We start from the raw sequence: 25733 nt of genomic DNA, 5'->3' as shown, positions 1-25733 counted from the left end.
ACGGCCGGTCACGCGGTTCGTTCCGTTGTGCCGTCCTGGCGCGCATGGTCGGGGTGTAGGTCGACCTCCGAGCGTTCCGGCCGAGCTCGACCAGCGCAATCGGTCCGGCTTCTGCACCCGGCGGATCGAGGCAGGACTCCCCACAGATGTGCCTTGCGCAAACGGCCCGTCGGGCAGAATCTACTTTACGAAATTCAGAAATTGTGCTTTGATGCGCGCATCCCGCCTCGGCCGGAGGGGCGTTGCGCGCGATCGTCACGACACGCGAGGCGGGGAGCGATGGCCGCACTTGTGCCGCAGCGTGTCTTCGGACGCGCCGACGAACGGCATGGTGCGGACGTGAAGTCGCAGCGTGCTGACACCCCGATGCTGGTGTCCCGCGCAATGCGCAAGCATTGTCGCGAATGGTGGCCAACAAGCCCGGCGCACCAGGCAGACTGCGTATAAGCGTTAAGACCGTCGCGCAGGGAAGGCCGGGCGTTCTCGGCTGCACCTGTGGTACCTGCCGCCTGCATTTTTTTCGCAGGCGGGCCGCAGGCGTCAGCCGACGCCTGGCCTTCCCTGCGCCCTCCGACTTGATGAGGGTGAACGACATCAGCACAGCTCGGGCAGCATCTGCCGCGGGAGCGCTCGCTCATGGGCTATGACGAACCGATCGCGTCAGCTTTCGAGCAGCCACTCCGTCGCGCTGCGCCACAGCGTGTCGCGATGCGCCGCGCGGAAGAAGCCCATATGGCCGATCGCGGACGCCCCGACGTCCTGCGGCGCGATGTCGAGCAGCTCCGGCGTCGTGCCCGTATAACCAGCGCACAGCAGCTCAACCGCGGGCCGCGTGGCCCAGGGATCGTCGGCGAGGCACAGCGCCCGGACGGGACTCTTGAAGTTGGCGTAGTTGGCAAGCGGCAGCGATGCGTCATCGAACAGATAGCGCGGGCTCATGATCCAGCGCACCCATTGCAGGAAGACACCCTTCGGCAGGTCCTCGCCGACGCCACTCCAGCCCGGCGTGTAACCCAGCGCATGAGTCAGCGGGACGCCAACGCCGTTGAGCATCGTCGCCACGCGCCAGCGTTCGCCCGGGGCCATCAGCTTCCAATAGCCGGCCTGCGAGGCGATGAAGAGGGCGCGCGACACCTCGGTGTTGTTGGCGAGCAGGCCGAGCGTCTGGCCGCCGAAGGAGTGGCCGACATAGCGCAGCGGCAGCGCACCGTAGCGCGCACGCATCCAACCGACCGCGCCGGTGATGTCGAGTGCGGCCCAGTCGGTCATCGAGGCCGCAAAGCCCTTCAGGGAGCGGGGACGGCTGCCGCCGATCCCGCGATAGTCGTAGGTCAGAACCGCGCAACCCTGCTGGGCAAGATGAGCAGCGAAGCCGCGATAGATCCGGCGCGGGATCGCCGCCCCGGAATTGATCAGCACGGCATGCGCCGGCGTGCCGCGCGGCATGAACAGGGTGCCCGCGAGCGCAAAGCCATCGACGGCCGGAAGGGTCAGATCCTCGCTCGAAACGCCGTCGGATCCCGTCTCAGCCACGCCTCGTCCTCCCATCACTTGCCCTTCCGCAGCAAAGTCAAATTCGGGTGGCGGTGCAAGCCCTTGTGTCCGCGCCCTAAATTCCAAGTGGCGGCACGGGAGCAGGCTGTGTATAAGGCGCGCGCCGCCGCGCGGGGAATTTGGCGTGCAGTTGCCGAGAGGGAGTAGAGAGCCATGACCGAGCGCTGGAGCCCGGAGAGCTGGCGGTCCAAGCCGGTGCAGCAGGTGCCTGACTATCCCGACCAGAAGGCGCTCGCCGAGGTCGAGGCGCAGCTTGCGACCTTCCCGCCGCTGGTGTTCGCCGGCGAGGCGCGCAACCTGAAGAAGGCGCTGGCGCGGGTGGCGGCGGGCGAGGCATTCCTGTTGCAGGGCGGCGACTGCGCCGAGAGCTTCGCCGAGCACGGCGCCAACAACATCCGCGACTTCTTCCGCGTGCTGCTGCAGATGGCCGTGGTCATGACCTATGCCGGCGCGGTGCCGGTGGTGAAGGTCGGCCGCATCGCCGGCCAGTTCGCCAAGCCACGCTCGTCGCCGACGGAGAAGATCAATGGCGTCGAGCTGCCGAGCTATCGCGGCGACATCGTCAACGACACCGCCTTCACGCCCGAGGCGCGCATCCCCGATCCGCAGCGCCAGCTCGACGCCTACCGGCAGTCGGCGGCGACCTTGAACCTGCTGCGCGCGTTCGCCACCGGCGGCTTCGCCAATCTCGGCAGCGTGCATCAGTGGATGCTCGGCTTCGTCAAGGATTCCCCGCAGTCGCGGCGCTACAAGGAGCTGGCCGACCGCATCTCGGACGCGCTCAACTTCATGCGCGCCTGCGGCCTCGACCTCGAGAGCCATCCGGAGCTGCGCGCCACCGACTTCTACACCAGCCACGAGGCGCTGCTGCTCGGCTATGAGCAGGCCTTCACCCGGGTCGATTCCACCACCGGCGACTGGTACGCGACCTCGGGCCATTTCATCTGGATCGGCGACCGCACCCGCCAGCTCGACCACGGCCATGTCGAATATTTCCGCGGCATCAAGAACCCGATCGGCCTGAAATGCGGCCCGTCGCTGAAGCCGGACGAGCTGCTGAAGCTGATCGACATCCTCAATCCCGACAACGAGCCGGGCCGGCTGACCCTGATCAACCGCTTCGGCGCCGACAAGGTCGGCGATCATCTGCCGGGACTGATCCGCGCGGTGCAGCGGGAAGGGCGCAAGGTGGTGTGGTCGTGCGATCCGATGCACGGCAACACCATCACCTCGACCTCGGGCTACAAGACACGGCCGTTCGATCGCATCGTATCCGAGGTGCGGGCGTTCTTCGCGGTGCATGCCGCGGAGGGCACCCATGCCGGCGGCATCCATCTCGAGATGACCGGCAAGGACGTCACCGAATGCATCGGCGGCGCGCGCGCGATCACCGACGAGGATCTCAACGACCGCTATCACACGGTGTGCGATCCCCGGCTGAACGCCGAGCAGTCGATCGACATGGCGTTCCTGATCGCCGAGCTGCTGAAGCAGCAGCGCGGCGGCAAGACCGCACCGATGCCGGCCGTCGCGGGCTTCTGATGCTGCGTTTGTGGCGCGCGACGGTCAACTCGCGCAACGGCCTGGCCTTCGCGCTCCGCTCCGAGCAGGCGGTGCGCGAGGAGGTGGTCGCGTTCCTGCTGGCGCTGCCGCTGGCCTATGTCGTCGGCGCGACGCCGATGCGCAGCGTCGAGCTGGTCTGCGCGGTGGTGCTGGTGCTGGTCGTCGAGCTGCTCAACACCGCGATCGAGAAGCTCGCCGACCGCCTCACCACCGAGCACGATCTGCAGATCGGCCGGGTCAAGGATCTCGGCTCGGCTGCCGTCGGCGTCGCGCTGCTGATGTCGGGCTGCTTCTGGCTGTTCGCGATCGCCGAGCGGCTCGGGCTGCTTTGAATGAGTTGAGCGATGGCCGCCGACATCTTCAGGATCACGCTGGCCCAGCTCAACCCGACGGTCGGCGACATCGCGGGAAATGCCGCGAAGGCGCGCGAGGCGCGGGCGAGGGCGGCGGCCGACGGCGCCGATCTCGTGGTGCTGCCGGAGCTGTTCCTGGCGGGGCATCCATGCCAGGACCTGGTGCTGAAGCCGGCATTTCAGGCCGCGTGCCGGGCCGCGATCGAGGCTCTCGCGCGCGAGACCGCCGATGGCGGGCCGGCGGTGCTGATCGGCACGCCCTGGATCGACGACGGCAAGCTCTACAATGCCTGCGTGCTGCTCGACACCGGCCGCATCGCCGCGACGCGCTTCAAGGCCAACCTGGCCGATGGTGATCAGAAGCGCGTGTTCATGCGCGGCCCGGCGGCCGGCCCGCTCAGCGTGCGGGGCGTCCGCATCGGCGTCGCGATCGGCGAAGACATCTCGCCCGAAGAATCCTCGAACGACGAAAACGTCATCGAGACGCTGGCGGAAACCGGGGCCGAACTCATCGTCGTGCCGAGCCGCTCATGCTACCTGCGCAGCGGCGGCGACCGGCGCCTGTCGGCCGCGGTCGCCCGCGTCACCGAAAGCGATCTGCCGCTCGTCTGGCTCAACCAGGTCGGCGGTCAGGACGGCAAGGTGTTCGACGGCGCATCGTTCGCGCTGAACGCCGATCTCTCGGTGGCCGCGCAGCTTCCGGGCTTCGCCGCTGAGGTCACGACCTTGGCATGGAGCAGGGGAGACGGCTGGCAGTGTCGGGGACCGGTCACCACGCCGAGCGAGGGCGACGAGGCGGACTACGCGGCCCGCGTGCTCGGCCTGCGCGACCACGTCGAGAAGCATGGCTTCACCGGGATCGTGCTGGCTCTGACCGGAGGCATCGAATCCGCGCTGTCATTGGCGATGGCCGTCGATGCGCTCGGAGCTGCGAGGGTGCGCGGTGTGGTGCTGTCCGGGCCGGACATGCCGCAGGAATCGCCGGCTATTGCAGTCGCGGCGCGGTTCGGCGTCACCGCCGAGACGTTGCCGATCGCACCGGCAGTGGCGGGCTTCGAAACGGTTCTCCCCGGGCCGCTGGCGGGCGACGCCCGTCACGCTCTCCGGGCGCGCGTGCGCGGCTCGCTGCTGCTGGCCTTGGCGAGCCTCTCCGGTGCGCTCGCGGTCGTGCCTCGCAAGACGTCAGACCGGCATGGCTGCGAGATCGGTGACGCGACTGGCGGTGCCACTCTCGTCGACGGCGTGTCCCAGGCCGAGATCGTTCGTCTCGCAGCGCTGCGCAATCGTTGGAAGCCTGCGAACGCGCTGGGACCGTCGGGCGAATTCATGTCGCCCGATCTCGCTGGCCGCGCGTCCTCAGATGCGTTCGAAGGATGACCCGATGGCCCGGCGATCTCGCTCAACGCGCCGGAATGAAGGTCGGTCCGACCGTGCGGATCTGTTTGTCGCCACCGGCGCCCGTCGTGGCGTCCGCGGTCGCGGGCGCTGCCGCATCGGCCGGCGCGGCGCCTTTGCGGGCGGCGTTCGCCGGCGGCTTGCCGGTCTGGCGCTGCTGCATCCGCTTGGCGCTCTCCTCGGTAACGATGATGTCGCCCTGCTCGGCGGCTGTGGCCCGGTCGTCGATCGATTTCAGCGCGTCGGCCCAGGTCTGGCCGGGCGCCTTGCAGGAACAGCTCGGGTTGAACTCGGTGCGATACTTGAAGGCGTTCGGCAGCGCGGTGTAGGGCTGGCCGTTGACCGAGACCGCCTGGTTCATGTCCTCGCCGGGATTGCGATAGGTGAACAGCGTCGCGTCGGCGGCGGGGCATTGCGCCTTGCAGGCGCGCTCGTCGTCGGCGAAGCGGCCGGGAACGGTGGCAAACGAGATCGGGAAATAGGCGCCGTCGCAGCTACGCACGCACACCGTCCGGTAGGTGCCCTGCGGCGCCGCGAGATCGGCGCTCGGCGGCGGCAGCGAAGCGGCGGGATTGCTGTCGGCACCGCCGCCGAACAGGCTGGTCAGGAAGTTGCCGCCGCCGCCGCGATTGGCGTTAGCGTATTGCTGATATTGCGGGCCGCAATTGTTCTGGCCGAGGGCTGCCAGCACCGAGCGGCGCTGGTTGTCGCGCTCGCCGCCGAACCCGCCGCCGCGCAGCCGCTCCAGGCTGCTCATGATCTGGTCCAGGTTGGACCGCATCTGCTGGATCTGGTTGTTCACCGGGGCGCATTCGGCCGAGCGGCCGTTGAAGATCGAGAAGAAACCCGGGCTGTCGCAGCCCATGCGCTTGGCCTGCATGCTGACGCGGTCGAGCTCGCCTTGCTGCTTGGCGGCAGCATCCTGATAGCGCCGGATCTGGTCCTCACGCGCGGGGTCGCCGCCACCGCGATCGATCGAGGCGAGCTGCGCCTCCAGGCGCGGACAGATCGGATTGACGCCGGCCTGCGGTCCGGGCGGGCCCGGCGGCATCTGCGCATAGGAATCGGAGCTGGATTGCGCGAGGGCGAGCGAGCCGGTCAGGGTCAGTCCGAGCAGCGCAGACACGGCCAGCAGGCGCGGAGACAGGGATGCGATCAAGATGCGGTATTCCGGTCCATGGGTGCAGCCGCGGGACTAGCACAGAATTCGGAAAAATCGCGGCAGCGGCGGGCATCCCATAGCCGCTTTGTCGGGCATCGTCACGTCGTTTCCAGGGCGCCGGGGTGGCGGGAACCGCCGTTCCCGGCCGTCTCAGCGCTGGCAGGTGATCGCGACAAAGTCGCTGCAGCCGCCACGGGCGCAGTTTGCGCCGGCTTTCGGCACCGATCCGGTGATTTCATCGGGGTCGACGCGGCGATAGGAGGAGGCCTGTGCAAAATCCCGTGATTGGCAGTACGACCGCGCGGCCGAGGCGCCGCATCGGTCGCCCTTGGCGAGGCACTGGTCGACGCCGTAGCCGTCGGCTTCGTTGGCGATGATGAAGATGCGACTCTCCGCCGTGGCGGTGGTCGCGGCGGCGAGGAGAACACAGCAGGCGAGCAGCGCCGGGGAGATTCGCATGGTGCACCGGTGGGTGTAGGAGACAACTCATGGTTAGGCCCAAAAGCTTAAAAATGATTAACCATGAGGCGGGGCGCGAGCATTTGGGCAGTGAAAACGGCCGTTTTGCGGCTCTTGACGGAGACAGTCTGCTGCAGCATGGTGAGTTTCATGAACGGTTTCCTCGCCATCTGCTGCATTTGCCGCGAGATTACGCGCTAGCGATTCGCTGGCTGAGGCCGTCTTTTCTCAACAGAGATGATCAGGACGCCCGGCCGGCAGGTCGGAAGTGTGATTCGTGCCGTGGCGGCCCGCTCGCGGGCGGTCGTGCGGCGTAGGACTTCCGTTGCGCTTCGTCATGGACTGTCGGTCCGGCGGGGCGGTGAGCACAGGGCATTCGGGGACGGACCATGGACTTGCGTTTGTACGACACCGCGTCGCGGGAGAAGCGCCCCTTCGTGCCGCTCGATCCGAACAATGTCCGCATGTATGTCTGCGGACCGACGGTCTACGACTTCGCCCATATCGGCAACGCGCGCCCGGTCATCGTCTTCGACGTGCTGTTCCGGCTGCTGCGGCATCTCTATGGCGAGAAGCACGTCACCTACGTCCGCAACATCACGGACGTCGACGACAAGATCAACGCCCGCGCCGCGCGCGACTTTCCCGGGCTGCCGCTGAACGAGGCGATCCGTAAGGTCACCGAGGTGACCGAACAGCAGTTCCACGAGGACGTCGACGCGCTCGGCTGCTTGCGGCCGAACGTCGAGCCGCGTGCGACTGAGCATATCGGTGAGATGCGCGCGATCATCGACAAGTTAGTCGTCGACCACTTCGCCTATGTCGAGCAGGACCACGTGCTGTTCTCGCCTGCGGCGATGAATGCGGCGATGAACGAGGTCAACTCAGTACTGCCGCGTTACGGCGCGCTCGCTAACCGCTCGCTCGACGAAATGATTGCCGGCGCTCGCGTCGACGTCGCGCCCTACAAGAGGGACGCCACCGACTTTGTGCTGTGGAAGCCGTCGAAGCCTGGTGAGCCGTCCTGGCCGTCGCCAGCCGGCATTGCCGTCGAGGGGCGCCCCGGTTGGCACATCGAGTGCTCGGCCATGTCGAACACACTCCTGTGGGAAAGCATCAAGGCGACTTTGTCGCCTGAAGCGCAAAACCATCCCCACCAGTTTGATATTCACGGTGGGGGAGTTGATCTTGTTTTTCCTCATCACGAGAATGAACTCGCGCAGAGCTGCTGCGCGTTCAATACGCCGCGCATGGCCAATGTCTGGATGCACAACGGCTTCCTGCAGGTCGAAGGTGAGAAGATGTCGAAGAGCCTCGGCAACTTCGTGACGATCAATGAATTGCTAACGACGGATAGATTTGGCGGACGGAAGTGGTCAGGCGAAGTTCTGCGCCTTGCCATGCTGAAAAGCCATTATCGCGCTCCAATCGACTGGACAGTTAAAGGGCTCCTGGAAGCTGAACAGATGCTTTCGGATTGGAGAGAGGCTGTAGCTAATGTGCGCCCGCGAGGCCCTTCTATTAAGCCAACTAAGAGGCTCATAGATGCTCTGGCGGATGATCTCAATTTGCCCGGAGCGCTGTTCGAATTGCACGAACTGGCAAAGCACGCGCGCAAAGGGGTGTGGGTGCGGGAGAATCTGTATGCAAACCTGGTTTTTCTCGGACTTCTACCAAATCAATATGAGGACGCGACCAAGATCGCTACTCTCGTCAACCAAAAACTAAATCTCATCAATGTATCAGATCCGCGCCGGATATTGGATTTCCATTCTCAAATTGAGGACGCGCTACAGACGTTCTCAGTTACGCTTTCTTCTTCTGCAAATTCGGCTCCGACGGTAGCCAGTGCCTATGAATTGATCACGTCTCGACCAATTATGTACGGTGTGGTGGATGCGTGGACGAAATATCACCAGGGATACTTGTCCGTCGAAGATCGAAAGCATGTCGAAAATACTATCGGTATCGCTCGCCTCAATCAGTTGATTGCAGATCGGATTTCTGCACGTGCAAAGAGAGATTTCGCGAAAACTGATCAGATCAGAAACGAGTTGTTGGGCGTTGGGATTGTGTTGAAAGACGCCAAAGATCGGACGACCTGGGAGATTGCGCGATGAGCAAGCCCGACACCCCGTTTCCGCGGCACTGGCTGTACTACATCCTGCTCAAGCTGGTGCTGATCGCGGGCGCGGTGGCGCTGGTCACGAAACTCTACGGCATGTGGTGACGCATGGGACAGGCTCTCCCGAGGCCCGCGCTCCGGCCGTTTCTTCCCGCTGATGCGCCGGTACTGGCCGCGATCTTCGTCGCCAGCATCCAGGAGCTGACCGGTGACGATTACAGCGAGGAGCAGCAGGAGGCCTGGGCGTCCGCTGCTGAGGATGAGACGGGTTTTGGCAAGAGGCTGGCATCCGAGCTCACCTTGATTGCGACCCTGCAGGGCTCGCCGGTCGGCTTCGCCGCGCTGAAGGGCAACGATCACATCGACATGCTCTATGTCCATCCGAATGCGGCCGGGCAGGGCGTCGGGGCCCTGCTATGCGACGCGCTGGAAAAGTTGGCGGGCGCGCGCGGCACGACCGGTCTGTCGGTCGACGCTAGCGACACGGCGGTCGAATTCTTTCGCAAGCGCGGCTACGTCGCGCAGCAGCGCAATAGCGTCTCCATCAATGGCGAGTGGCTCGCCAACACGACGATGAAGAAGACGCTCGGCTCCGGGGGAGCGCAGGCATGAGCAGGGCAGGCACAAGCAGGGAACGGCTTTATCTGTTCGACACCACCCTGCGTGATGGCGCGCAGACCAACGGTGTCGATTTCACGCTGGCCGACAAGCAGGCCATCGCGCGCATGCTCGACGATCTCGGCATCGACTATGTCGAGGGCGGTTATCCCGGCGCCAACCCGCTCGACACCGAGTTCTTCGCCGCCAAGCCGAAGCTCGGCCACGCCCGCTTCACCGCCTTCGGGATGACGCGCCGGGCGGGACGCTCGGTGTCCAACGATCCGGGCGTGGCGGCGCTGCTGGAGGCCAAGGCGGACGCGATCTGCTTCGTCGCGAAGTCATCCGCCTACCAGGTGCGCGTCGCGCTGGAGACCACCAACGAGGAGAATCTCGCCTCGATCCGCGACAGCGTGACGGCCGCGAAGGCTGCGGGGCGCGAGGTGATGCTCGACTGCGAGCATTTCTTCGACGGCTACAAGGAGAATGCGGAGTTCGCGCTGGCCTGCACCCGCGCGGCCTATGAGGCCGGCGCGCGCTGGGTCGTGCTGTGCGACACCAATGGCGGCACCATGCCGCACGAGATCGAGCTGATCGTCGGCGAGGTCGCCAAGCACGTGCCGGGCGATCACCTCGGCATCCACGCCCATAACGACACCGAGCAGGCGGTGGCGAACTCGCTTGCCGCGGTCCGCGCTGGCGTGCGGCAGATCCAGGGCACCTTGAACGGACTCGGTGAGCGCTGCGGCAATGCCAATCTGTGCTCACTGATCCCGACCTTGAAGCTGAAGACGGAGTTCTCGGATCGGTTCGAGATCGCCGTATCGGACCGGCAGCTCGCCGGCCTGATGAAGGTCTCGCGCACGCTCGACGACATGCTGAACCGTGCGCCGAACCGGCACGCGCCTTATGTCGGCGAGAGCGCCTTCGTCACCAAGACCGGTATTCATGCGTCGGCCGTGCTGAAGGATCCGCAGACCTATGAGCACGTCCTGCCCGAGCGCGTCGGCAATCATCGCAAGGTGCTGGTCTCCGACCAGGCCGGACGATCCAACGTCATCGCGGCGCTGGAGCGCGGCGGCATTCCCTTCAGCAAGAGCGATCCGAAGTTGACGCGCCTCGTCGAGGAGCTGAAGGAGCGCGAGGCCGCGGGCTACGCCTACGAGTCCGCCGACGCCTCGTTCGAGCTGCTGGCGCGGCGTACGCTGGGCTCGGTGCCGGAGTATTTCCGGGTCGAGCAGTTCGACGTCAATGTCGAGCAGCGCTACAACGCGCTCGGTGAACGCGTCACGGTGGCGCTGGCCGTGGTCAAGGTGGACGTCGCTGGCGAGCGGCTGATCTCGGCGGCGGAAGGCAACGGCCCGGTCAATGCGCTCGACGTCGCCTTGCGCAAGGATCTCGGCAAGTACCAGGGCTTCATCGACGGCCTCAAGCTGATCGACTACCGCGTCCGTATCCTCAATGGCGGCACCGAGGCGGTCACGCGCGTGCTGATCGAGAGCGAGGACGAAAAGGGAGAGCGCTGGACCACGGTCGGCGTCTCGCCGAACATCATCGACGCCTCGTTCCAGGCGCTGATGGATTCGGTATTCTACAAGCTGGTGAAGTCCGGCGCGAAGGGGTGAGATGATGCATCCGTCGTTGCGAGCGAAGCGAAGCAATCCAGGCCTGAATGCGCGATTCTGGATTGCTTCGTCGCTTCGCTCTTCGCAATGACCTGGAGAGGCCAGGAGCAAACGCATGATCGACCACGTCTCCGTCGGTGTCAGCGATCTCGTCCGCAGCGCGCGGTTCTATGAGCGTGCGCTGGCGCCGCTCGGGCTGACGCGGCTGATCGAGCGTCCCACGACCATCGGCTTCGGGAAGGCCTATCCGGAATTCTGGATCAATCTACGCCCCGCCATGGCGCGCGTGCCGGCCGACACCGGCTCTCATGTGTGCCTGCGAGCCAGGAGCACGGCGGAGGTCGATGCGCTTCACGCGGCGGCGTTGGAGGCGGGCGGAGTTTCCGACGGTGCGCCAGGACTGCGGCCGCATGATCGCGTGCGCTATTATGCGGCCTTTGTGCTTGATCCCGATGGCAACCGGATCGAGGCGGTCACATTCCCGAGCGAGTAGGGGCTCAGAGCCGTTTGGCGATCTCAGGCGCCATCTCGGTCTCTTCCTTGGCGACGCGGGCGGCGGCCTCGCGCAGGCGCGGCAGGATGTCCTCGACGCGTTCGGCCCTGAGCAGCTCGATCTGGAAGCCGGGGCGGATGAACTCGGTCTCGCGCATGTGCGCGAGCAGCCCGAACAGCGGTTCCCAGAAGCCGTCGATATTGGCCATCAGCACCGGCTTGGCGTGGCGTCCGAGCTGCTTCCAGGTCAGCTGCTCGACGAGCTCCTCGAGCGTGCCGATGCCGCCGGGCAGCGCCACGAACGCGTCGGAGTGCTCGAACATCAGCCGTTTGCGCTCGTGCATGTCGGGCGTGATGATGAGATCCTTGAGCGGCATCATGACTTCCTTCTTCACCAGGAAGTCCGGAATGATGCCGGTGACGTCGCCGCCATGGTCGAGCACGGCCTTGGCAACCGCGCCCATCATGCCGATGGAGCCGCCGCCATAGACGAGCCTGACGCCGTTCTCGGCAAGCGCCTTGCCGAGTGCTTTCGCCGATTCGATGAAGCTGGGATTCGTCCCCGGGCCGGAGCCGCAATAGACGCAAACGGTGCGGATTTCAGTCATTGGAGCGGTGTGACACTGCAGTTGAAAGGCGTCAAGACGAGGGCGGAGGACGTGGATTCGCGGACTTTCACGGATTGATGCAGGCTGAATGGGTCCATTTGTCCGAAAACAAGTATGCAAATACTGCGCCGCGGCAACGGATTCCGTCGACGTACCGGTGCATCCGGCGCCCGGACACTCTATATGACGCAGGCAACGCCCGGCATCACAACATGCCAAAACACTCGCTGCTCCAGAACGTTTGATGCCGCCCGATTCCTCCTCCGAACCAGCCGCCAACCAGCCTTCGTCCCTCGAGCAGGGAACGCTGGCCGGCACGCTGCGCCACTTGTGGCCCTTCATCTGGCCGAGCGATCGCGCCGACCTGAAGATGCGCGTGCTATGGTCGGTGGTGCTGCTGATCGCGGCCAAGGTCGCGACGCTGGTCCTGCCCTTCACCTTCAAATGGGCGATCGACGCGTTGACCGGCGCCAATACCGCGCCGATCGCGCCCGATAACTGGGCGTTCTGGCTGGTGGCCTCGCCGATCGTCATGACGGCAAGCTACGGCGGGATTCGGGTGCTGATGGCGGTGCTGACGCAGTGGCGCGACGGTATTTTTGCCCGCGTCGCCATGCATGCCGTGCGCAAGCTCGCGACCATCACCTTCGTCCACATGCATGAATTATCGCTGCGCTTTCACCTCGAGCGCAAGACCGGCGGCCTGACCCGCGTGCTCGAGCGCGGCCGCAACGCGATCGAGACCATCGTGCGCATGGTGATCCTGCAGCTGATCCCGACCATCGTCGAGGTCTCGCTGCTGACGGCGGTGCTGCTGTGGCAGTTCGACTGGCGCTACGTTCTGGTCACGCTCACCATGGTCGCGGCCTATCTCTACTACACCTACATTGCGACCGAGTGGCGCATCGAGATCCGGCGCCGCATGAACGACTCGGATACGGATGCCAATACCAAGGCCATCGACTCGCTGCTCAACTACGAGACAGTGAAGTATTTCGGCGCCGAGGCGCGGGAGGCCGAGCGTTATGACCGTTCCATGGAGCGCTACGAGCGGGCCAGCGTGAAGACCTATACCTCGCTCGCGGTGCTCAACGCCGGGCAGGCCGTGATCTTCACGATCGGGCTGACGGTGGCCATGCTGATGTGCGCCCAGGGCGTGCGTCAGGGACGCAACACGGTCGGCGACTTCGTCATGATCAACAGCATGATGATCCAGCTCTACCAGCCGCTGAACTTCATGGGCATGGTCTATCGCGAGATCAAGCAGGCGATCATCGACATCGAGAAGATGTTCGGCGTGCTCACGCGCGATGCCGAGGTGAAGGACGCGGCCGGAGCGACGCCTTTGGTGGTCACCTCGGGCAATGTCCGCTTCGACGATGTCCGCTTCGCCTATGAGCCGGAGCGGCCGATCCTGCAGGGGCTGAGCTTCGAGGTGCCGGCGGGCAAGACGGTCGCGATCGTGGGGCCGTCCGGTGCTGGCAAGTCGACCATCTCGCGGCTGCTGTTTCGGCTCTACGACGTCTCCGGCGGACGCATCTTGATCGACGGCCAGGACATCCGCGACGTTACCCAGGTGTCGCTGCGCGCCCAGATCGGGATGGTCCCGCAGGATACCGTGCTGTTCAATGACACCATCCGCTACAACATCCGCTACGGACGCTGGGATGCGGACGACGCCGCCGTCGAGGAGGCGGCGAGGCTGGCCCAGATCGACGGGCTGATCCGGATGGCGCCGAAGGGCTACGAGACCCAGGTGGGCGAGCGCGGCCTCAAGCTCTCCGGTGGCGAGAAGCAGCGCGTTGCGATTGCCCGCACCATCCTGAAGGGGCCGCCGATCCTCGTGCTGGACGAGGCGACCTCGGCGCTGGACAGCCATACCGAGCACGAGATCCAGGAGGCGCTCGATGGTGTGTCGCGCAATCGTACCTCGCTCGTGATCGCGCACCGGCTTTCGACCATCGTGGCGGCCGACGAGATCATCGTGCTCGACCGGGGGCGAATTGCCGAGCGCGGCACTCATGCCGAGCTGCTGGCCAAAGGCGGGCTGTATGCCGGCATGTGGAACCGGCAGCGCGAGGCTGAGGAGGCGCGCGAAAAACTGGCGCAGATCGGCGACGATGCGGGGGCGCCGAACCGCAATCCGCCGGATCGGAGCGAGCCGGACGCGGCCGGGCCCGATCGGACCGGACAGGTGGCGAGTGCCGCCGAATGATGCCGCGAACCGCCCTGATCTGAACTCAAGAATGCATTAAGGATTCATTTTGACCTTCGCCGGCCATCGACCTAGTCAAGGCGGCGGTCCGCTCTGAGGTCAGAGCGACAACACTCAACGAAGCAGGCCATGTCGATCAGCAATTCCATCCGCGCTCAGATCCCGCCGATCCACCCGGAAGGTTATCCTTTCATCGGGGGATTTGCCCTCGTCAGCCTGATCCTGTTCTGGATATTCACCCCGCTCGGCTGGATCGGCACGCTGCTCACCGTCTGGTGCGCGCTGTTCTTCCGCGACCCGATCCGGGTCACGCCGCAGCGGGAAGGGCTGGTGGTGGCGCCGGCCGACGGGCGCATCTCCATGATCACGCGCGCCCTGCCGCCGGCCGAGCTTGGCCTCGGCGACCGGCCGCTGCTGCGGGTCTCGATCTTCATGAGCGTGTTCAACGTGCATGTGAACCGCAGCCCGGTGGCCGGCCGGATCGAGAAGATCGCCTACCGTCCGGGCGCCTTCATCAATGCCGAGCTCGACAAGGCGAGCGAGGACAACGAGCGCAACTCGCTCGCGATCTCGACGCCGCATGGCCGCATCGGCGTGGTCCAGATCGCAGGCCTCGTGGCGCGCCGGATCGTGTCGTTCGTGCGCGAGGGGCAGACCATTGGGGCTGGCGAGCGCTTCGGCCTGATCCGCTTCGGCTCGCGGCTCGACGTCTATCTCCCCGACGGCACGGAGGTTCTGGTCTCGGAGGGGCAGACGGCCATTGCCGGCGAGACGATCCTGGCCGATTTCGACGTCCCCGTGCCCGGCCTGACGTTCCGGAGCCAGTGAACCGTCGCTGCCCGCTGGTGACCCATTAAGGGGACCTTGAGCTGTGTTCAGGCACAAGGTTCCGGCCAAACCACACGTGGTGTGATCATGAGCTTCGACGTGAACTCTCCCGAACTGCGCCGCCGCCGTTTCCGCCCGATCCCGGTGCGGCTGCTGGTGCCGAACATGATCACCCTGCTGGCGATCTGCGCCGGCCTGACCGCGATCCGGCTGTCGACCGAGGGACGGATGGAGCTCGCGGTCGGCGCCATCGTCTTTGCCGCCTTCCTGGACGGCATCGATGGCCGCATCGCCCGCATGATCAAGGGCCAGTCGAAGTTCGGCGCCGAGCTCGACAGCCTGGCCGATTTCGTCAATTTCGGCGTGGCGCCGGGCCTGATCCTGTATTTCTGGCAGCTCCATGAGCTGCGCGACGGCGGCTGGATCGCCGCCATGATGTACGCCATCAGCGGCGGCCTGCGGCTGGCGCGCTTCAATGCCAGCATCGACGATCCCAACAAGCCGCCCTTCGCCGCCAATTTCTTCACCGGCGTGCCGGCACCGCTCGGCGCCATCACCGTGCTGCTGCCCGTCTATCTGGCGTTCCTGGACCTGCCGAGGCCGCCGGCGCTGGTGACGGCGTTCTACACCCTGCTGATCGCCTTCCTGATGGTGTCGCGGCTGCCGGTGTTCTCCGGCAAGACCACGCGGATGCGCGTCTCGCCCGAACTCGTGCTGCCGGTGTTCGCCTCGGTGGTGTTCTTCGTGGCGCTGCTGGTGGTCTATCCCTGGCACATCCTGTCGGCCGGATCGATCCTCTACATCCTGAGCCTTCCGTTCGGCTGGCGGCTGTATCGGCACCAGGCGGCGCGGCACGCTGCGGTCCTTGGTGCCGCGGCTGCAGCGTCGCACGCCTCGTCTTCATCCACGACGGCTTTTGCGCCGACCGGCGCGCCAGCGGTGGAGCAGGGGCAGCGGCCGCCGGAACGGCTGCACTGAGCGCAGGGCCCAAGACCCGGCGCCCGCTTTGCCGGCTTGGGTGCCTCAGTTATACCGGATGGCCAAGGACGGCCGCGAATGCCGTCCGCATCATCCGGAGAAAACGCCCGTGACAAGCACTGCCGCCGCGCCCCTCGCTGCTTCCGTCCTCGAGGCGCTCGCGCGCTACGATACGCCGACCATCTGCAACGCGATGGAGATCGTGGCGCCCGAGCGGCGCCTGATCGGCTACACGACCAAGCCGCTGGTGTGTCCGTTTCCCGATCTGCCGCCCATGGTCGGCTACGCGCGGACGGCGACGATCCGGTCCGTCGTCAAATCGGGATTGCCGGCGGAGGAGCAGGCGAGGCGGCGCACCGACTACTACGAATATGTCGGCACCGGTCATGGTCCCCGCATCGTCGTGATCCAGGATATCGACGGCCCCGACATCGGCTACGGCGCATTCTGGGGCGAGGTACAGAGCAACGTCCACAAGGCGCTCGGCTGCCTCGGCGTGATCACCGATGGATCGATCCGCGACATCCCGCAATGGGCTGCCGGCTTCCAGGCACTGGCGGGCTCGATCGGTCCGTCGCATGCGTGGGTGCATGCCGAGAGCTTCGGCGGCGAGGTCCGCGTCGCCGGGATGACCGTGCGCTCGGACGACCTGATCCACTCCGATCGCCATGGTGCGATCGTCATCCCGGCCGACATCGCGGCGAAGCTTCCCGAGGCGGCCGAGTTGTGCGCGCGCCGTGAAACGCCGATCCTGGAGATTGCGCGGTCTGCGGATTTCTCGCTCGAGAAGCTCAAGGCCGCCTTGAAGCGGTCGGCGGAGATTCATTGAGCGCCGCTTCGCTCCGGTCCCAATGGGCGAGCCGTACCGCGCGGCGGTGCGGCCCGCCGGCCTTGCGCAGGGCGCTCGCCGAACTGCGACGCTGCAACCGCATCCGGATGACTACGGGGTGACGGCTGACCTTCCGCCGAAAATATCGCACACGGTGACGAATTACCCGCAAACAGGCCGGAATTCGCCGAAGGTTAAGCGGCCGTCGCTCGTTGAGAAGATTTTATCCATCAAGCTTTACCTGATGGCTAGCCTGTCCCGATAGGCATGTCGCCCGAGGGCGAAGGACATGCGCAGGCTGATATCGAAATCCGGGCCGTTGTTCGGGCGGCTCGACCGGACCGTCGACAAGATGGTTCGGCTGATCGGACATTTCGGCAGCGCCGCGATCGGCCTCTCGGCGATCGCCCTGGTGTGGGCCGGCATCTTCTACACGATCTCCGAAGAGTATACGCGCACCGAGCAGTCGGCGCTGAAGAACGGCGCCAATCTGGCCCGCGCGTTCGAGGAGCAGATCATCCGCTCGATCCGCGCGGCAGATCAGACCTTGCTCTACGTCCGCGACTCCTATGCCAGGGACCCGCACAACTTCGACATGTCGCTATGGTCGAAGAACAGCCAGTTCTTGTCCGACTTCTCGTTTCAGGTCGTCGTGATCGGCAAGGACGGCATCATGCTGTCCAGCAACATCGATCCGAAGATGCGGGGCCTCGACCTGCGCGACCGCGAGCACTTCCGCGTTCATGCCGACGGCAAGGATGATTTTCTCTTCATCAGCAAGCCGATCTTCGGCCGTGTCTCCAACAAATGGTCGATCCAGTTGACCCGCCGCATCATCATGCCGGACGGTTCGTTCGGCGGCGTCGTGGTGGTCTCGCTCGACCCCGAATATCTGTCGAGCTTCTACAATTCGGTCGATCTCGGCAAGAAGGGCAATGTCACACTCCTCGGTCTCGACGGCATCGTGCGCGCACGGGCCTCGGCCGGTCCGGGGGGCGTGGGATCCTCGCTCGCCGGCAGTCCGGTGATGAGCGCCATTCAGCACAGAAGCAGCGGCTTCTACACCTTCAAAAGTCTGATCGACGGCGTCACGCGCATCTACTCGTTCCAGCGCATCAAGGATTTGGCGCTGGTGGTCATCGTCGGTCAGGCCTCCGAGGAGATCTTCAGCGCCTTCAAGCTCAACCGCGATCGTGATCTGCTGGTCGGAGCGTTGCTGACGGTGGTCATCGGCATCATCACGATCCTGATTGCGCGCTATCAGGCGGGGCTTGCCGCCTCACGTGATGCCGCCGAGGCAGGTACGCGGGCGCGCTCCGAATTCCTGGCGATGATGAGCCATGAGATACGCACGCCGATGAACGGCGTCATCGGCCTTGCCGATCTCTTGCTGTCGGCGGACCTCGCGCCGGAGCAGCGCAAGATCGCGACCACCTTGCGCGAGTCGGCCGACTACCTGTTGCAGCTGCTCAACGACGTCCTCGATTTCTCTAAGCTCGATGCCGATCGTCTGGAGATCGAGCACATCGAGTTCGACCTGCACCGGTCGGTGACGGCGACCGCCGAGCTGCTGGTGTCACGCGCCAAGGAAAAGGGTCTGCAGCTGACCACCTCGATCGCGCCGGAAGTGCCGAACTACGTGGTCGGCGATCCCGCGCGATTGCGCCAGGTGCTGTTCAACCTGGTCGGCAATGCGCTCAAATTCACCGAATCGGGCGGCGTCCATATCGATGTCCGCGCCGAGAACCTTGCCGGGTCGCACCTGACGCTGGTGTTCTCGGTCGCCGATACCGGCGTCGGCATTCCCGCAGACGCCGTCAGCCGGCTGTTCAAGCAGTTCTCGCAGGTCGACAATTCCATCTCGCGCCGCTTCGGGGGCACCGGCCTGGGGCTCGCGATCTGCAAGCGCCTCGTCACCTGCATGGGCGGCGACATCACGGTGCAGAGCAAGGTGGGGGAGGGTAGCACCTTCACCTTCTCGATCCAGGTCCAGACGCAGCCGGACGTCGAGCAGGTGAGCGCGCCCGAGGCGACCATCGTGCCGGCCGGCGAGACGATCGCCGAGGAACGTCCGGGCAGCCTCGAGCCGCTGAAGATCCTCGTTGCCGAGGACAATCTGACCAATCAGTTCGTCATCAAGAAGCTCCTGGACAAGCTCGGTCACCGCTACGACATCGTCGAGAACGGAACCCAGGCGATCGCGGCCGTGCAGAGGCAGGCCTACGATCTCGTGCTGATGGACATGATGATGCCCGAGATGGACGGGCTGACGGCGACGCGGATGATCCGCTCGCTGCCGCCGCCCGCCCAGGACATCTACATTGTTGCCCTGACGGCCAACGCCACCAGCCAGGATCATCTGGCTTGCACGGACGCCGGCATGAACGACTTCGTGACCAAGCCGGTCACGCGCGATCGACTGAATGCCGCTCTGCTTCGCGCGGCCGCTGCCACACACAAGGAAAGGCTTGTCGCATGACCGACTGGGTGCAATTCGACGAATCCGTCTATCAGATCCTGGTCTCCGAGCTCGGCGAAGAGGATGCGCTGGAGGTCCTGCGCACGTTCCTCGACGATACATCCGGAAAGTTCGGCACGCTTGCGGCCAAGTTCGAGGATCGCCTCGAACTGAGGCGTGAGGCGCATTCGATCAAGAGCTCGTCGGCGACGTTCGGTTTCTCGGCGCTGTCGCGCCTGTCGCGCGAACTCGAGGTGGGATCGGCGACGATGGAGCCGGCGCAGATGCTGGAGATGGTCCACAAGATGCAGCGATCATTCGATCAGTCGGCCGTCTTCGCCGCGGCGAACCTGCTCAAGTCCGGATCCTCAGCCGCTTGAGCGAGGTCGGCATGGTCTGCGGCGCTGCTGTTTACGTTTCATTATGCCTACCGAATTCAGTAACTCGTCCTTAATGGCGGACATCTAGTCTCGTGACATGCGGTCCAGAAGCACCGCGTCGGTCCGGCAGGGTCGTGGTTTGCGTACGCGGGTGGAGTTGACTCATGGATATTATGACGAGTGCGGGGCTCGTGGCTGGCGTGATCGTCATCGCGACGATGATGCTTCTGGGCGGCGATCTCGAGATGTTCGTCAGCGAGCACGCCGCAATCATCATCTTCGGCGGTTCGATCGCAGCCACCATGATTCGCTTCCCGCTGGGCGTCATGCTGCACGGCGTTCCGCTTGGAATGAAGTACGCTTTCACCATGAGCCGCCTGTCGGCCCGCGAGCTCGTCGACGAGCTCGCCCGCATTGCCGAGATCGCGCGCAAGCAGGGCCCGGTCGGCCTGGAAAAGGTCGAGACCGACGAGCCGTTCCTCGCCAAGGGAATCCGCTACGTGGCCGACGGCTACGACCTCGAATTCATCCGCGACAATCTCGAGCGTGACCGCGACAATTTTCTGATGCACCTGGACGAAGGCAGCAAGATCTATCGCGCCATCGGCGACTGCGCCCCGGCGTTCGGCATGGTCGGCACGCTGATCGGCATGGTGCAGATGTTCGCCAACATGACCGATCCCTCGAAGCTCGGCCCGTTCATGGCGACCGCGCTGCTCGCGACCCTGTACGGCGCGTTGGTGTCGAACCTGATCTGTCTGCCGATCGCCGACAAGCTGCATGGCAAGCTGCTGGACGAGGAAACCAACCGGACGCTGATCATCGACGGAATCCTGATGATCCGCGACTCCAAGAGCCCCGCCCTGGTCCGCGAAATGCTCCTGGCCTATCTGCCTGAGAAGCATCGCCACGCCGAAGGCGAGCCCGTGCCGGCCTGATCGGCTGCGGCGGGGCGATCCGGGGTGGGGTAGGCAATGGCCAAGAAGAAGAGGGGCGATGCGCATGGCGGCGGTCACGGCTGGTTCGTGACCTTTGCCGACCTGATGGGACTTCTGGTCAGCTTCTTCGTGATGCTGGTCGCGTTCTCGACCATGGACAACAACAAGCTGAAAGTCGTCGCAGGCTCGATGCGCGACGCCTTCGGCGTACAGTCCGAGTCGCGCTATTCGGGCATCGTGGAATCCGACGGCCTGCCGACCCGGCCGAAGCTCAAGAACGCCGCCCACATCTCGCCGGAAGAGACCGCGCGCGAGCCGAGCCCCGAGCAGGAGGAGCGCCAGCATACCAATGGCGCCAAGCTGAAGATCGATCGCCAGTTCGCGCTGGCGTCCGCCTCGCTGCGTCAGGCGCTGCAGGACATGCCGGAGATGACCGAGATCTCCAAGCACATCATGTTCGAAGAGACCAAGCAGGGGCTCAACCTGGAGATCGTCGACCAGGACGGGCGGTCGATGTTCGCGGATGGCTCGAAGGTGCCCTTCGACCGCACGCGACGCCTGATCGAGAAGCTGGCCGCACCGCTCAAGGCGACACCGCTTCGGGTCCAGATCACCGGGCACACGGCCGCCGGCTTCGTTCCCGCCCGGAGCGATTATGGTGGTTTCGACCTGTCGGCGGACCGCGCCAATGCTGTACGCCAGATCCTGGAGCGGGAAGGGCTGCCGGCGAGCCACATCTACGCGGTCTCCGGCAAGGCGGATAGCCAGCCACTGTTCCCGGACGATCCCTCGCTGGCCGCCAACCGCCGCGTGACGATCACCTTGATGCGGGAAGACCCGCCATTGCCGCCCGATCTGAAGCCGTAGCCGGGACGCTTCGCTTCCCGCATCATATTGCCGCACGGGCGACTGCGAACGGCAACGAGGAGCATCAGCAGGCACTTGATTCGCCTGAGGCAGATCCGACATCTGCCTCAGGGTGCTTGGGCTAAAGGCACTTGCCGCGATGCGGCATGCGACATCTGTGTCAGCCGTGCCGTTTGGTTGCGGGCTGGGAACATAGGTCTGCTTACGGTAGAGACTTGACCTGCGAACGGTCTACGTTCACACGCGCCGGGCCAAACAGGGAAGATGCGTTCCGAGCACATGACGGCCAGCGCGACATCGACCGAAGGACAGGACGCCGCGAGCACGTCGGGGTTCTGGGGGCTGACGCTAGGCAGCATCGGCGTGGTGTTCGGAGACATCGGCACCTCGCCCCTCTACGCCTTTCGCGAGGCCGCGCACGGCGCTGCTCAGGGGCACCCGGTGTCGCGGATCATCGTGCTCGGCGTGCTCTCGCTGATCCTCTGGTCGCTGTTCATCGTGGTGACAGCCAAATACGTCCTGCTGCTGCTCCGCGCCGACAATAACGGCGAGGGCGGAACGCTGTCGCTGATGGCGCTCGGACAGCGGGCTTTGGGTCGGCGCAGCCTGTTCCTGATGTCGCTGGGCGTGATCGGCGCTTCGATGTTCATCGGAGACTCGATGATCACGCCGGCGATCTCGGTGTTGTCGGCGGTCGAAGGCCTCAAGCTCGCCGCGCCTGCGCTCGAGCATTATGTCGTGCCGCTGACCGTGTTCATCCTAGTCGTGCTGTTCGCGGTCCAGAGCAAGGGGACGGCGCGCGTCGCCTCCGCCTTCGGCCCGGTCATGGTCACGTGGTTCACCGCCCTCGCCGTGATGGGACTGGTCCACATCCGCGACGACCCCTCCGTGCTCGCGGCCATCAATCCCTATTATGCGGTGCAGTTCCTGCTCTCGCACGGCACGATCGGCCTGGTCACCCTGGGCGCGGTGTTCCTCGCGGTCACCGGCGGCGAGGCGCTCTACGCAGATCTCGGTCATTTCGGCCGCAAGCCGATCCAGTCGGCCTGGCTGTTCTTCGTGCTTCCGGCGCTGCTGATCAACTATTTCGGGCAGGGCGCCCTGGTGCTGTCCGATCCCGCCGCGATCGAGAATTCGTTCTACCGGATGGTGCCTGAACTGTTGCTGCTGCCGCTGGTGGTGCTGGCCACCGCCGCCACTGTCATCGCGAGCCAGGCCGTGATCACGGGCGCCTATTCGCTGGTCAGCCAGGCGGTCCAGCTCGGCCTGCTGCCGCGTTTCGAGGTGCGCTACACGTCGGAGAGCCATGCCGGCCAGATCTATCTGCCGCGGGTCAACCGGCTGCTGCTGATCGGCGTGCTGCTGCTGGTCCTGCTGTTCCGGACCTCGAGCAATCTCGCCTCCGCCTACGGCATCGCAGTGTCCACCACCATGGTCGCCGACGGCATCATGGGCTTCGTGGTGATCTGGAAGCTGTGGAACTTGCGTGCGGCCGTGGCGGCTGCCGTGATCGCTCCCTTCGTCATCGTCGATATGACCTTCTTCAGCGCCAACCTGCTGAAGCTCCTCGAAGGAGCCTGGGTTCCGCTGCTGTTCGGTGCCGCGATGGTCGTGACGATCTGGACCTGGCGGCGTGGTTCGGCGATCTTGGTGCTCAAGACGCGCAAGATCGAGGTTCCGCTGGGTGACCTGATCACCAGCCTGGAGAAGAGGCCTCCTCACATCGTCAAGGGCACGGCGGTGTTTCTCACGAGCGATCCGACCTCGGTGCCGACCGCATTGCTGCACAATCTCAAGCACAACAAGGTGCTGCACGAGCACAACGTGATCCTGACCATCGAGACCGCACAGACGCCGCGGGTCGATGTCTCGGAGCGCGTGCGCATGGAGAAGATCAGCGAGAAGTTTTCCAAGGTGCGGCTGCGCTTCGGATTCATGGAATCCCCGAACGTGCCGCGCGCGCTCGCGGTGGCGCGCAAGCTCGGCTGGCAGTTCGACATCATGTCCACGTCGTTCTTCGTCTCGCGCCGCTCGTTGAAGCCATCGTCCCAGTCGGGCATGCCGACCTGGCAGGACCATCTCTTCATTGGTCTGAGCCGGTCGGCCAACGACGCCACGGACTATTTCCAGATTCCCACGGGCCGGGTCGTCGAGGTCGGTACCCAGGTAACGATTTGATCGGTTGGTCTTCCCTGATGTCTCATGTATGCCTAAATGCATGGCTGAGGCGCATTCCCGACAGGTCCGTCGCAACGCGCTGCCGCTATAAGCCGCGCGCTCTGCCGCGTTGTGCAGTGAAGCATTAACGAGTCCTCGAGGGGGCTACCCCATGACAGTCGACGTCGCAGCTACGCCCGCGGAAGCGCCGGCGACCAACGGGCATGGCAACGCACACTCCACGGCGAGCTTTGCGGCGCTGACACTGGGAAGCATCGGTGTCGTCTATGGCGACATCGGCACCAGCCCGCTGTACGCGTTGCGCGAAGCGGTCATGGCTGCGAGCAGCAGCGGCGAACCTGCGCCTCACGCCGTGATGGGGGTGATCTCGCTCATCCTGTGGGCTCTCATCGTCGTCGTGACCCTCAAATACGTCGTGATCCTGCTGCGCGCCGACAACCACGGCGAGGGCGGAACGCTGGCGCTGATGGCGCTCGCCCAGCGCGCGGTCACGCGCGGCGCCAGCGTCATCGTTCTGCTCGGTATCGTCAGCGGCGCGCTGTTCTATGGCGACGCGGTGATCACGCCGGCCCTGTCCGTCCTGTCGGCGATCGAGGGCATCAAGCTGGTGACGGCGGCGTTCGATCCCTACGTCGTGCCGCTCACGGTCATCATCCTGGTCATGCTGTTCGCGGTCCAGGTGCGCGGCACGGCCAAGGTGGCGGCGTTCTTCGGCCCGATCATGCTGATCTGGTTCCTGGTGATCGGGATCGCGGCGTTGCCCCCGATCCTGCACCATCCGGAGGTGCTGTGGGCGATCAACCCGCTGCATGCCGTGACCTTCATGCTGCATCACGGGATCATCGGCTTCATCACGCTCGGCGCGGTGTTCCTGGCCGTCACCGGCGCCGAGGCGCTGTATGCCGACCTCGGCCATTTCGGCAAGCGGCCGATCCAGACCGCCTGGCTGTTCATCGTGCTGCCGTCGCTGGCGCTGAACTATCTGGGGCAGGGGGCGCTGGTGATCGCCGACGCGAAGGCGATCGAGAACCCGTTCTTCCTGATGTTCCCGGATTGGGCGCTGATCCCGATGGTCGCGCTCGCCACCATGGCGACCGTCATCGCGAGCCAGGCCGTCATCACCGGTGCCTATTCGCTGACCCGGCAGGCGATCCAGCTCGGCCTGCTGCCGCGCTTCGAGATCCGTCACACCTCCGAGGCGCATTCGGGCCAGATCTACATTCCGCGCATCAACAAGCTGCTGCTGATCTCGGTCATGCTGCTCGTGCTGATGTTCAAGTCGTCCAGCGCGCTGGCCTCGGCCTACGGCATCTCGGTCACCGGCACCATGGTCGTGACGGCCATGATGGGCTTCGTCGTGATCTGGAAGGTCTGGCGGTGGTCGCCGTTCGCGGCCGCCGCGCTGATTGCGCCGTTCCTGTTCCTGGACCTGACCTTCCTGGCGGCGAACCTCCTGAAGGTGTTCGAAGGCGGCTGGGTGCCGCTGGCGCTGGGCGGCTTCGTGATGACGCTGATGTACACGTGGCGGCGCGGCAGCCGGCTCTTGTTCGACAAGTCCCGCAAGCTCGAATTCCCGCTCGCCGATCTCGTGACCATGCTTGAGAAGCGTCCGCCGCAGCGGGTGGCCGGCACGGCCGTGTTCCTGACCAGCGATCCCTTGAGCGCGCCGACCGCGCTGATGCACAGCCTCAAGCACTACAAGGTGCTGCACGAAAAGAACGTGATCCTAACGATCGAGACCGCGCCGACGCCGCGCATCGAGCCGTCCGAACGCGTTCGCCTCGAGCAGATCAGTCCGACGTTTTCCAAGGTGACGTTGCGCTTCGGCTTCATGGAATCGCCCAACGTGCCGCGCGCCCTGGCGATCGCGCGCAAGCTCGGCTGGCAGTTCGACATCATGTCGACCTCGTTCTTCCTGTCGCGCCGTGCGCTGAAGCCGGCTGCGCACTCGGGCATGCCGCGCTGGCAGGATCACCTGTTCATCTCGATGAGCCGCTCCGCCAACGATGCGACCGACTATTTCCAGATCCCGAGCGGGCGGGTGGTGGAGGTCGGCACCCAGGTCACGATCTGAGCTCGAGACCCATCCCGTCAGCGTGCCGAAGCGCTTGATTTTCGCAGCGTCTGGG

The 25733-nt window shown here is 65.1% G+C and carries 20 protein-coding genes and 1 pseudogene; 17 read left to right on the top strand and 4 right to left on the bottom strand.

What is annotated here, in order from left to right; translation table 11 throughout:
• Window positions 1–660: 660 nt before the first annotated feature.
• The gene (locus QW861_RS03515; protein ID WP_315714516.1) at window positions 661–1533 is read right to left on the bottom strand and encodes an alpha/beta fold hydrolase; all 873 of its coding nucleotides are present in this window, start codon (window positions 1531–1533) and stop codon (window positions 661–663) included.
• A 174-nt stretch (window positions 1534–1707) separates the two neighbouring features.
• On the opposite strand from QW861_RS03515, the gene QW861_RS03510 reads away from it, so the two are divergent.
• From QW861_RS03510 to QW861_RS03500, 3 genes are read left to right on the top strand one after another with little or no spacing between them, the layout of a single operon-like run.
• The gene (locus tag QW861_RS03510) at window positions 1708–3096 is read left to right on the top strand and encodes a class II 3-deoxy-7-phosphoheptulonate synthase (RefSeq protein WP_315749678.1); all 1389 of its coding nucleotides are present in this window, start codon (window positions 1708–1710) and stop codon (window positions 3094–3096) included.
• Window positions 3096–3449 carry a diacylglycerol kinase gene (locus QW861_RS03505; protein WP_315749679.1) on the top strand — a complete coding sequence of 118 codons (354 nt, stop codon included), beginning with the start codon at window positions 3096–3098 and terminating at the stop codon, window positions 3447–3449. Before QW861_RS03510 ends, QW861_RS03505 begins: the two co-directional genes overlap by 1 nt.
• Before the next feature lie 12 nt (window positions 3450–3461).
• Window positions 3462–4847, top strand: a complete 1386-nt coding sequence (locus QW861_RS03500) for a nitrilase-related carbon-nitrogen hydrolase (protein WP_315749680.1) — start codon at window positions 3462–3464, stop codon at window positions 4845–4847.
• A gap of 22 nt (window positions 4848–4869) precedes the next feature.
• On the opposite strand, the gene QW861_RS03495 is transcribed toward QW861_RS03500, so the two are convergent.
• On the bottom strand, window positions 4870–6024 hold the full coding sequence (locus QW861_RS03495) for a DUF2865 domain-containing protein (protein ID WP_315749681.1): 1155 nt from the start codon (window positions 6022–6024) through the stop codon (window positions 4870–4872).
• A gap of 153 nt (window positions 6025–6177) precedes the next feature.
• Window positions 6178–6486 carry a hypothetical protein gene (locus tag QW861_RS03490; protein ID WP_315714511.1) on the bottom strand — a complete coding sequence of 103 codons (309 nt, stop codon included), beginning with the start codon at window positions 6484–6486 and terminating at the stop codon, window positions 6178–6180.
• A 389-nt stretch (window positions 6487–6875) separates the two neighbouring features.
• Between QW861_RS03490 and cysS the strand changes: the two are divergent.
• From cysS to QW861_RS03470, 4 genes and pseudogenes are all read left to right on the top strand, one after another.
• Window positions 6876–8087 (top strand): annotated as a pseudogene (gene cysS, locus QW861_RS03485) (cysteine--tRNA ligase); the annotation flags it as partial.
• 632 nt (window positions 8088–8719) lie between these two features.
• Window positions 8720–9223, top strand: a complete 504-nt coding sequence (locus QW861_RS03480) for a GNAT family N-acetyltransferase (RefSeq protein WP_315781082.1) — start codon at window positions 8720–8722, stop codon at window positions 9221–9223.
• Complete coding sequence (gene cimA, locus QW861_RS03475) at window positions 9220–10833, top strand: citramalate synthase (RefSeq protein ID WP_315749684.1); 1614 nt, start codon at window positions 9220–9222, stop codon at window positions 10831–10833. Before QW861_RS03480 ends, cimA begins: the two co-directional genes overlap by 4 nt.
• A gap of 115 nt (window positions 10834–10948) precedes the next feature.
• Window positions 10949–11326 (top strand): VOC family protein, encoded by a 378-nt coding sequence (locus QW861_RS03470; RefSeq protein ID WP_315749685.1) that lies wholly within the window; start codon window positions 10949–10951, stop codon window positions 11324–11326.
• 4 nt (window positions 11327–11330) lie between these two features.
• Here QW861_RS03470 and QW861_RS03465 read toward each other — a convergent pair whose 3' ends face one another.
• On the bottom strand, window positions 11331–11933 hold the full coding sequence (locus QW861_RS03465; protein ID WP_315749687.1) for a TIGR00730 family Rossman fold protein: 603 nt from the start codon (window positions 11931–11933) through the stop codon (window positions 11331–11333).
• A 244-nt stretch (window positions 11934–12177) separates the two neighbouring features.
• On the opposite strand from QW861_RS03465, the gene QW861_RS03460 reads away from it, so the two are divergent.
• The 10 genes from QW861_RS03460 (at window position 12178) to QW861_RS03415 (ending at window position 25678) form a co-directional block, all read left to right on the top strand.
• Window positions 12178–14148 (top strand): ABC transporter ATP-binding protein/permease, encoded by a 1971-nt coding sequence (locus QW861_RS03460; protein ID WP_315749689.1) that lies wholly within the window; start codon window positions 12178–12180, stop codon window positions 14146–14148.
• Between the two features lie 93 nt (window positions 14149–14241).
• Window positions 14242–14976 (top strand): phosphatidylserine decarboxylase, encoded by a 735-nt coding sequence (locus tag QW861_RS03455; RefSeq protein WP_315714965.1) that lies wholly within the window; start codon window positions 14242–14244, stop codon window positions 14974–14976.
• A gap of 87 nt (window positions 14977–15063) precedes the next feature.
• Window positions 15064–15954, top strand: coding sequence for a phosphatidylcholine/phosphatidylserine synthase (locus tag QW861_RS03450; protein ID WP_315714503.1), 891 nt, complete (start codon window positions 15064–15066; stop codon window positions 15952–15954).
• Window positions 15955–16063: 109 nt separating this feature from the next.
• Window positions 16064–16783, top strand: a complete 720-nt coding sequence (locus QW861_RS03445; RefSeq protein ID WP_316192722.1) for an RraA family protein — start codon at window positions 16064–16066, stop codon at window positions 16781–16783.
• Window positions 16784–17072: 289 nt separating this feature from the next.
• Window positions 17073–19262, top strand: coding sequence for a hybrid sensor histidine kinase/response regulator (locus tag QW861_RS03440; RefSeq protein WP_316192721.1), 2190 nt, complete (start codon window positions 17073–17075; stop codon window positions 19260–19262).
• Complete coding sequence (locus tag QW861_RS03435; protein WP_315749694.1) at window positions 19259–19621, top strand: Hpt domain-containing protein; 363 nt, start codon at window positions 19259–19261, stop codon at window positions 19619–19621. Before QW861_RS03440 ends, QW861_RS03435 begins: the two co-directional genes overlap by 4 nt.
• Before the next feature lie 164 nt (window positions 19622–19785).
• On the top strand, window positions 19786–20559 hold the full coding sequence (locus QW861_RS03430) for a motility protein A (RefSeq protein WP_315714499.1): 774 nt from the start codon (window positions 19786–19788) through the stop codon (window positions 20557–20559).
• A 36-nt stretch (window positions 20560–20595) separates the two neighbouring features.
• Window positions 20596–21426, top strand: a complete 831-nt coding sequence (locus QW861_RS03425) for a flagellar motor protein MotB (protein ID WP_316192720.1) — start codon at window positions 20596–20598, stop codon at window positions 21424–21426.
• A 279-nt stretch (window positions 21427–21705) separates the two neighbouring features.
• Window positions 21706–23604, top strand: coding sequence for a potassium transporter Kup (locus tag QW861_RS03420; RefSeq protein ID WP_316192785.1), 1899 nt, complete (start codon window positions 21706–21708; stop codon window positions 23602–23604).
• A 151-nt stretch (window positions 23605–23755) separates the two neighbouring features.
• A complete protein-coding gene (locus tag QW861_RS03415; RefSeq protein ID WP_315749695.1) occupies window positions 23756–25678 on the top strand; it encodes a potassium transporter Kup in 1923 nt (640 codons plus the stop codon).
• Window positions 25679–25733 lie beyond the last annotated feature (55 nt).

Origin of the sequence: Bradyrhizobium sp. SZCCHNRI1029, assembly GCF_032487555.1 — a bacterium.
Classification (GTDB): Bacteria; Pseudomonadota; Alphaproteobacteria; order Rhizobiales; family Xanthobacteraceae; genus Bradyrhizobium.
The sequence above is the reverse complement of the archived record's forward strand: the minus strand, read 5'-3'. Positions and strand labels throughout refer to the sequence as shown.

What these genes read in the sequence shown, in the direction of transcription:
- QW861_RS03510 (WP_315749678.1), top strand. Translation starts at nt 1,708, where the DNA reads ATGACCGAGCGCTGGAGCCCGGAGAGCTGGCGGTCCAAGCCGGTGCAG.
- QW861_RS03505 (WP_315749679.1), top strand. Translation starts at nt 3,096, where the DNA reads ATGCTGCGTTTGTGGCGCGCGACGGTCAACTCGCGCAACGGCCTGGCC.
- QW861_RS03500 (WP_315749680.1), top strand. Translation starts at nt 3,462, where the DNA reads ATGGCCGCCGACATCTTCAGGATCACGCTGGCCCAGCTCAACCCGACG.
- QW861_RS03490 (WP_315714511.1), bottom strand. Translation starts at nt 6,486, where the DNA reads ATGCGAATCTCCCCGGCGCTGCTCGCCTGCTGTGTTCTCCTCGCCGCC.
- QW861_RS03480 (WP_315781082.1), top strand. Translation starts at nt 8,720, where the DNA reads ATGGGACAGGCTCTCCCGAGGCCCGCGCTCCGGCCGTTTCTTCCCGCT.
- cimA (WP_315749684.1), top strand. Translation starts at nt 9,220, where the DNA reads ATGAGCAGGGCAGGCACAAGCAGGGAACGGCTTTATCTGTTCGACACC.
- QW861_RS03470 (WP_315749685.1), top strand. Translation starts at nt 10,949, where the DNA reads ATGATCGACCACGTCTCCGTCGGTGTCAGCGATCTCGTCCGCAGCGCG.
- QW861_RS03465 (WP_315749687.1), bottom strand. Translation starts at nt 11,933, where the DNA reads ATGACTGAAATCCGCACCGTTTGCGTCTATTGCGGCTCCGGCCCGGGG.
- QW861_RS03460 (WP_315749689.1), top strand. Translation starts at nt 12,178, where the DNA reads ATGCCGCCCGATTCCTCCTCCGAACCAGCCGCCAACCAGCCTTCGTCC.
- QW861_RS03450 (WP_315714503.1), top strand. Translation starts at nt 15,064, where the DNA reads ATGAGCTTCGACGTGAACTCTCCCGAACTGCGCCGCCGCCGTTTCCGC.
- QW861_RS03440 (WP_316192721.1), top strand. Translation starts at nt 17,073, where the DNA reads ATGCGCAGGCTGATATCGAAATCCGGGCCGTTGTTCGGGCGGCTCGAC.
- QW861_RS03435 (WP_315749694.1), top strand. Translation starts at nt 19,259, where the DNA reads ATGACCGACTGGGTGCAATTCGACGAATCCGTCTATCAGATCCTGGTC.
- QW861_RS03430 (WP_315714499.1), top strand. Translation starts at nt 19,786, where the DNA reads ATGGATATTATGACGAGTGCGGGGCTCGTGGCTGGCGTGATCGTCATC.
- QW861_RS03425 (WP_316192720.1), top strand. Translation starts at nt 20,596, where the DNA reads ATGGCCAAGAAGAAGAGGGGCGATGCGCATGGCGGCGGTCACGGCTGG.
- QW861_RS03420 (WP_316192785.1), top strand. Translation starts at nt 21,706, where the DNA reads ATGACGGCCAGCGCGACATCGACCGAAGGACAGGACGCCGCGAGCACG.
- QW861_RS03415 (WP_315749695.1), top strand. Translation starts at nt 23,756, where the DNA reads ATGACAGTCGACGTCGCAGCTACGCCCGCGGAAGCGCCGGCGACCAAC.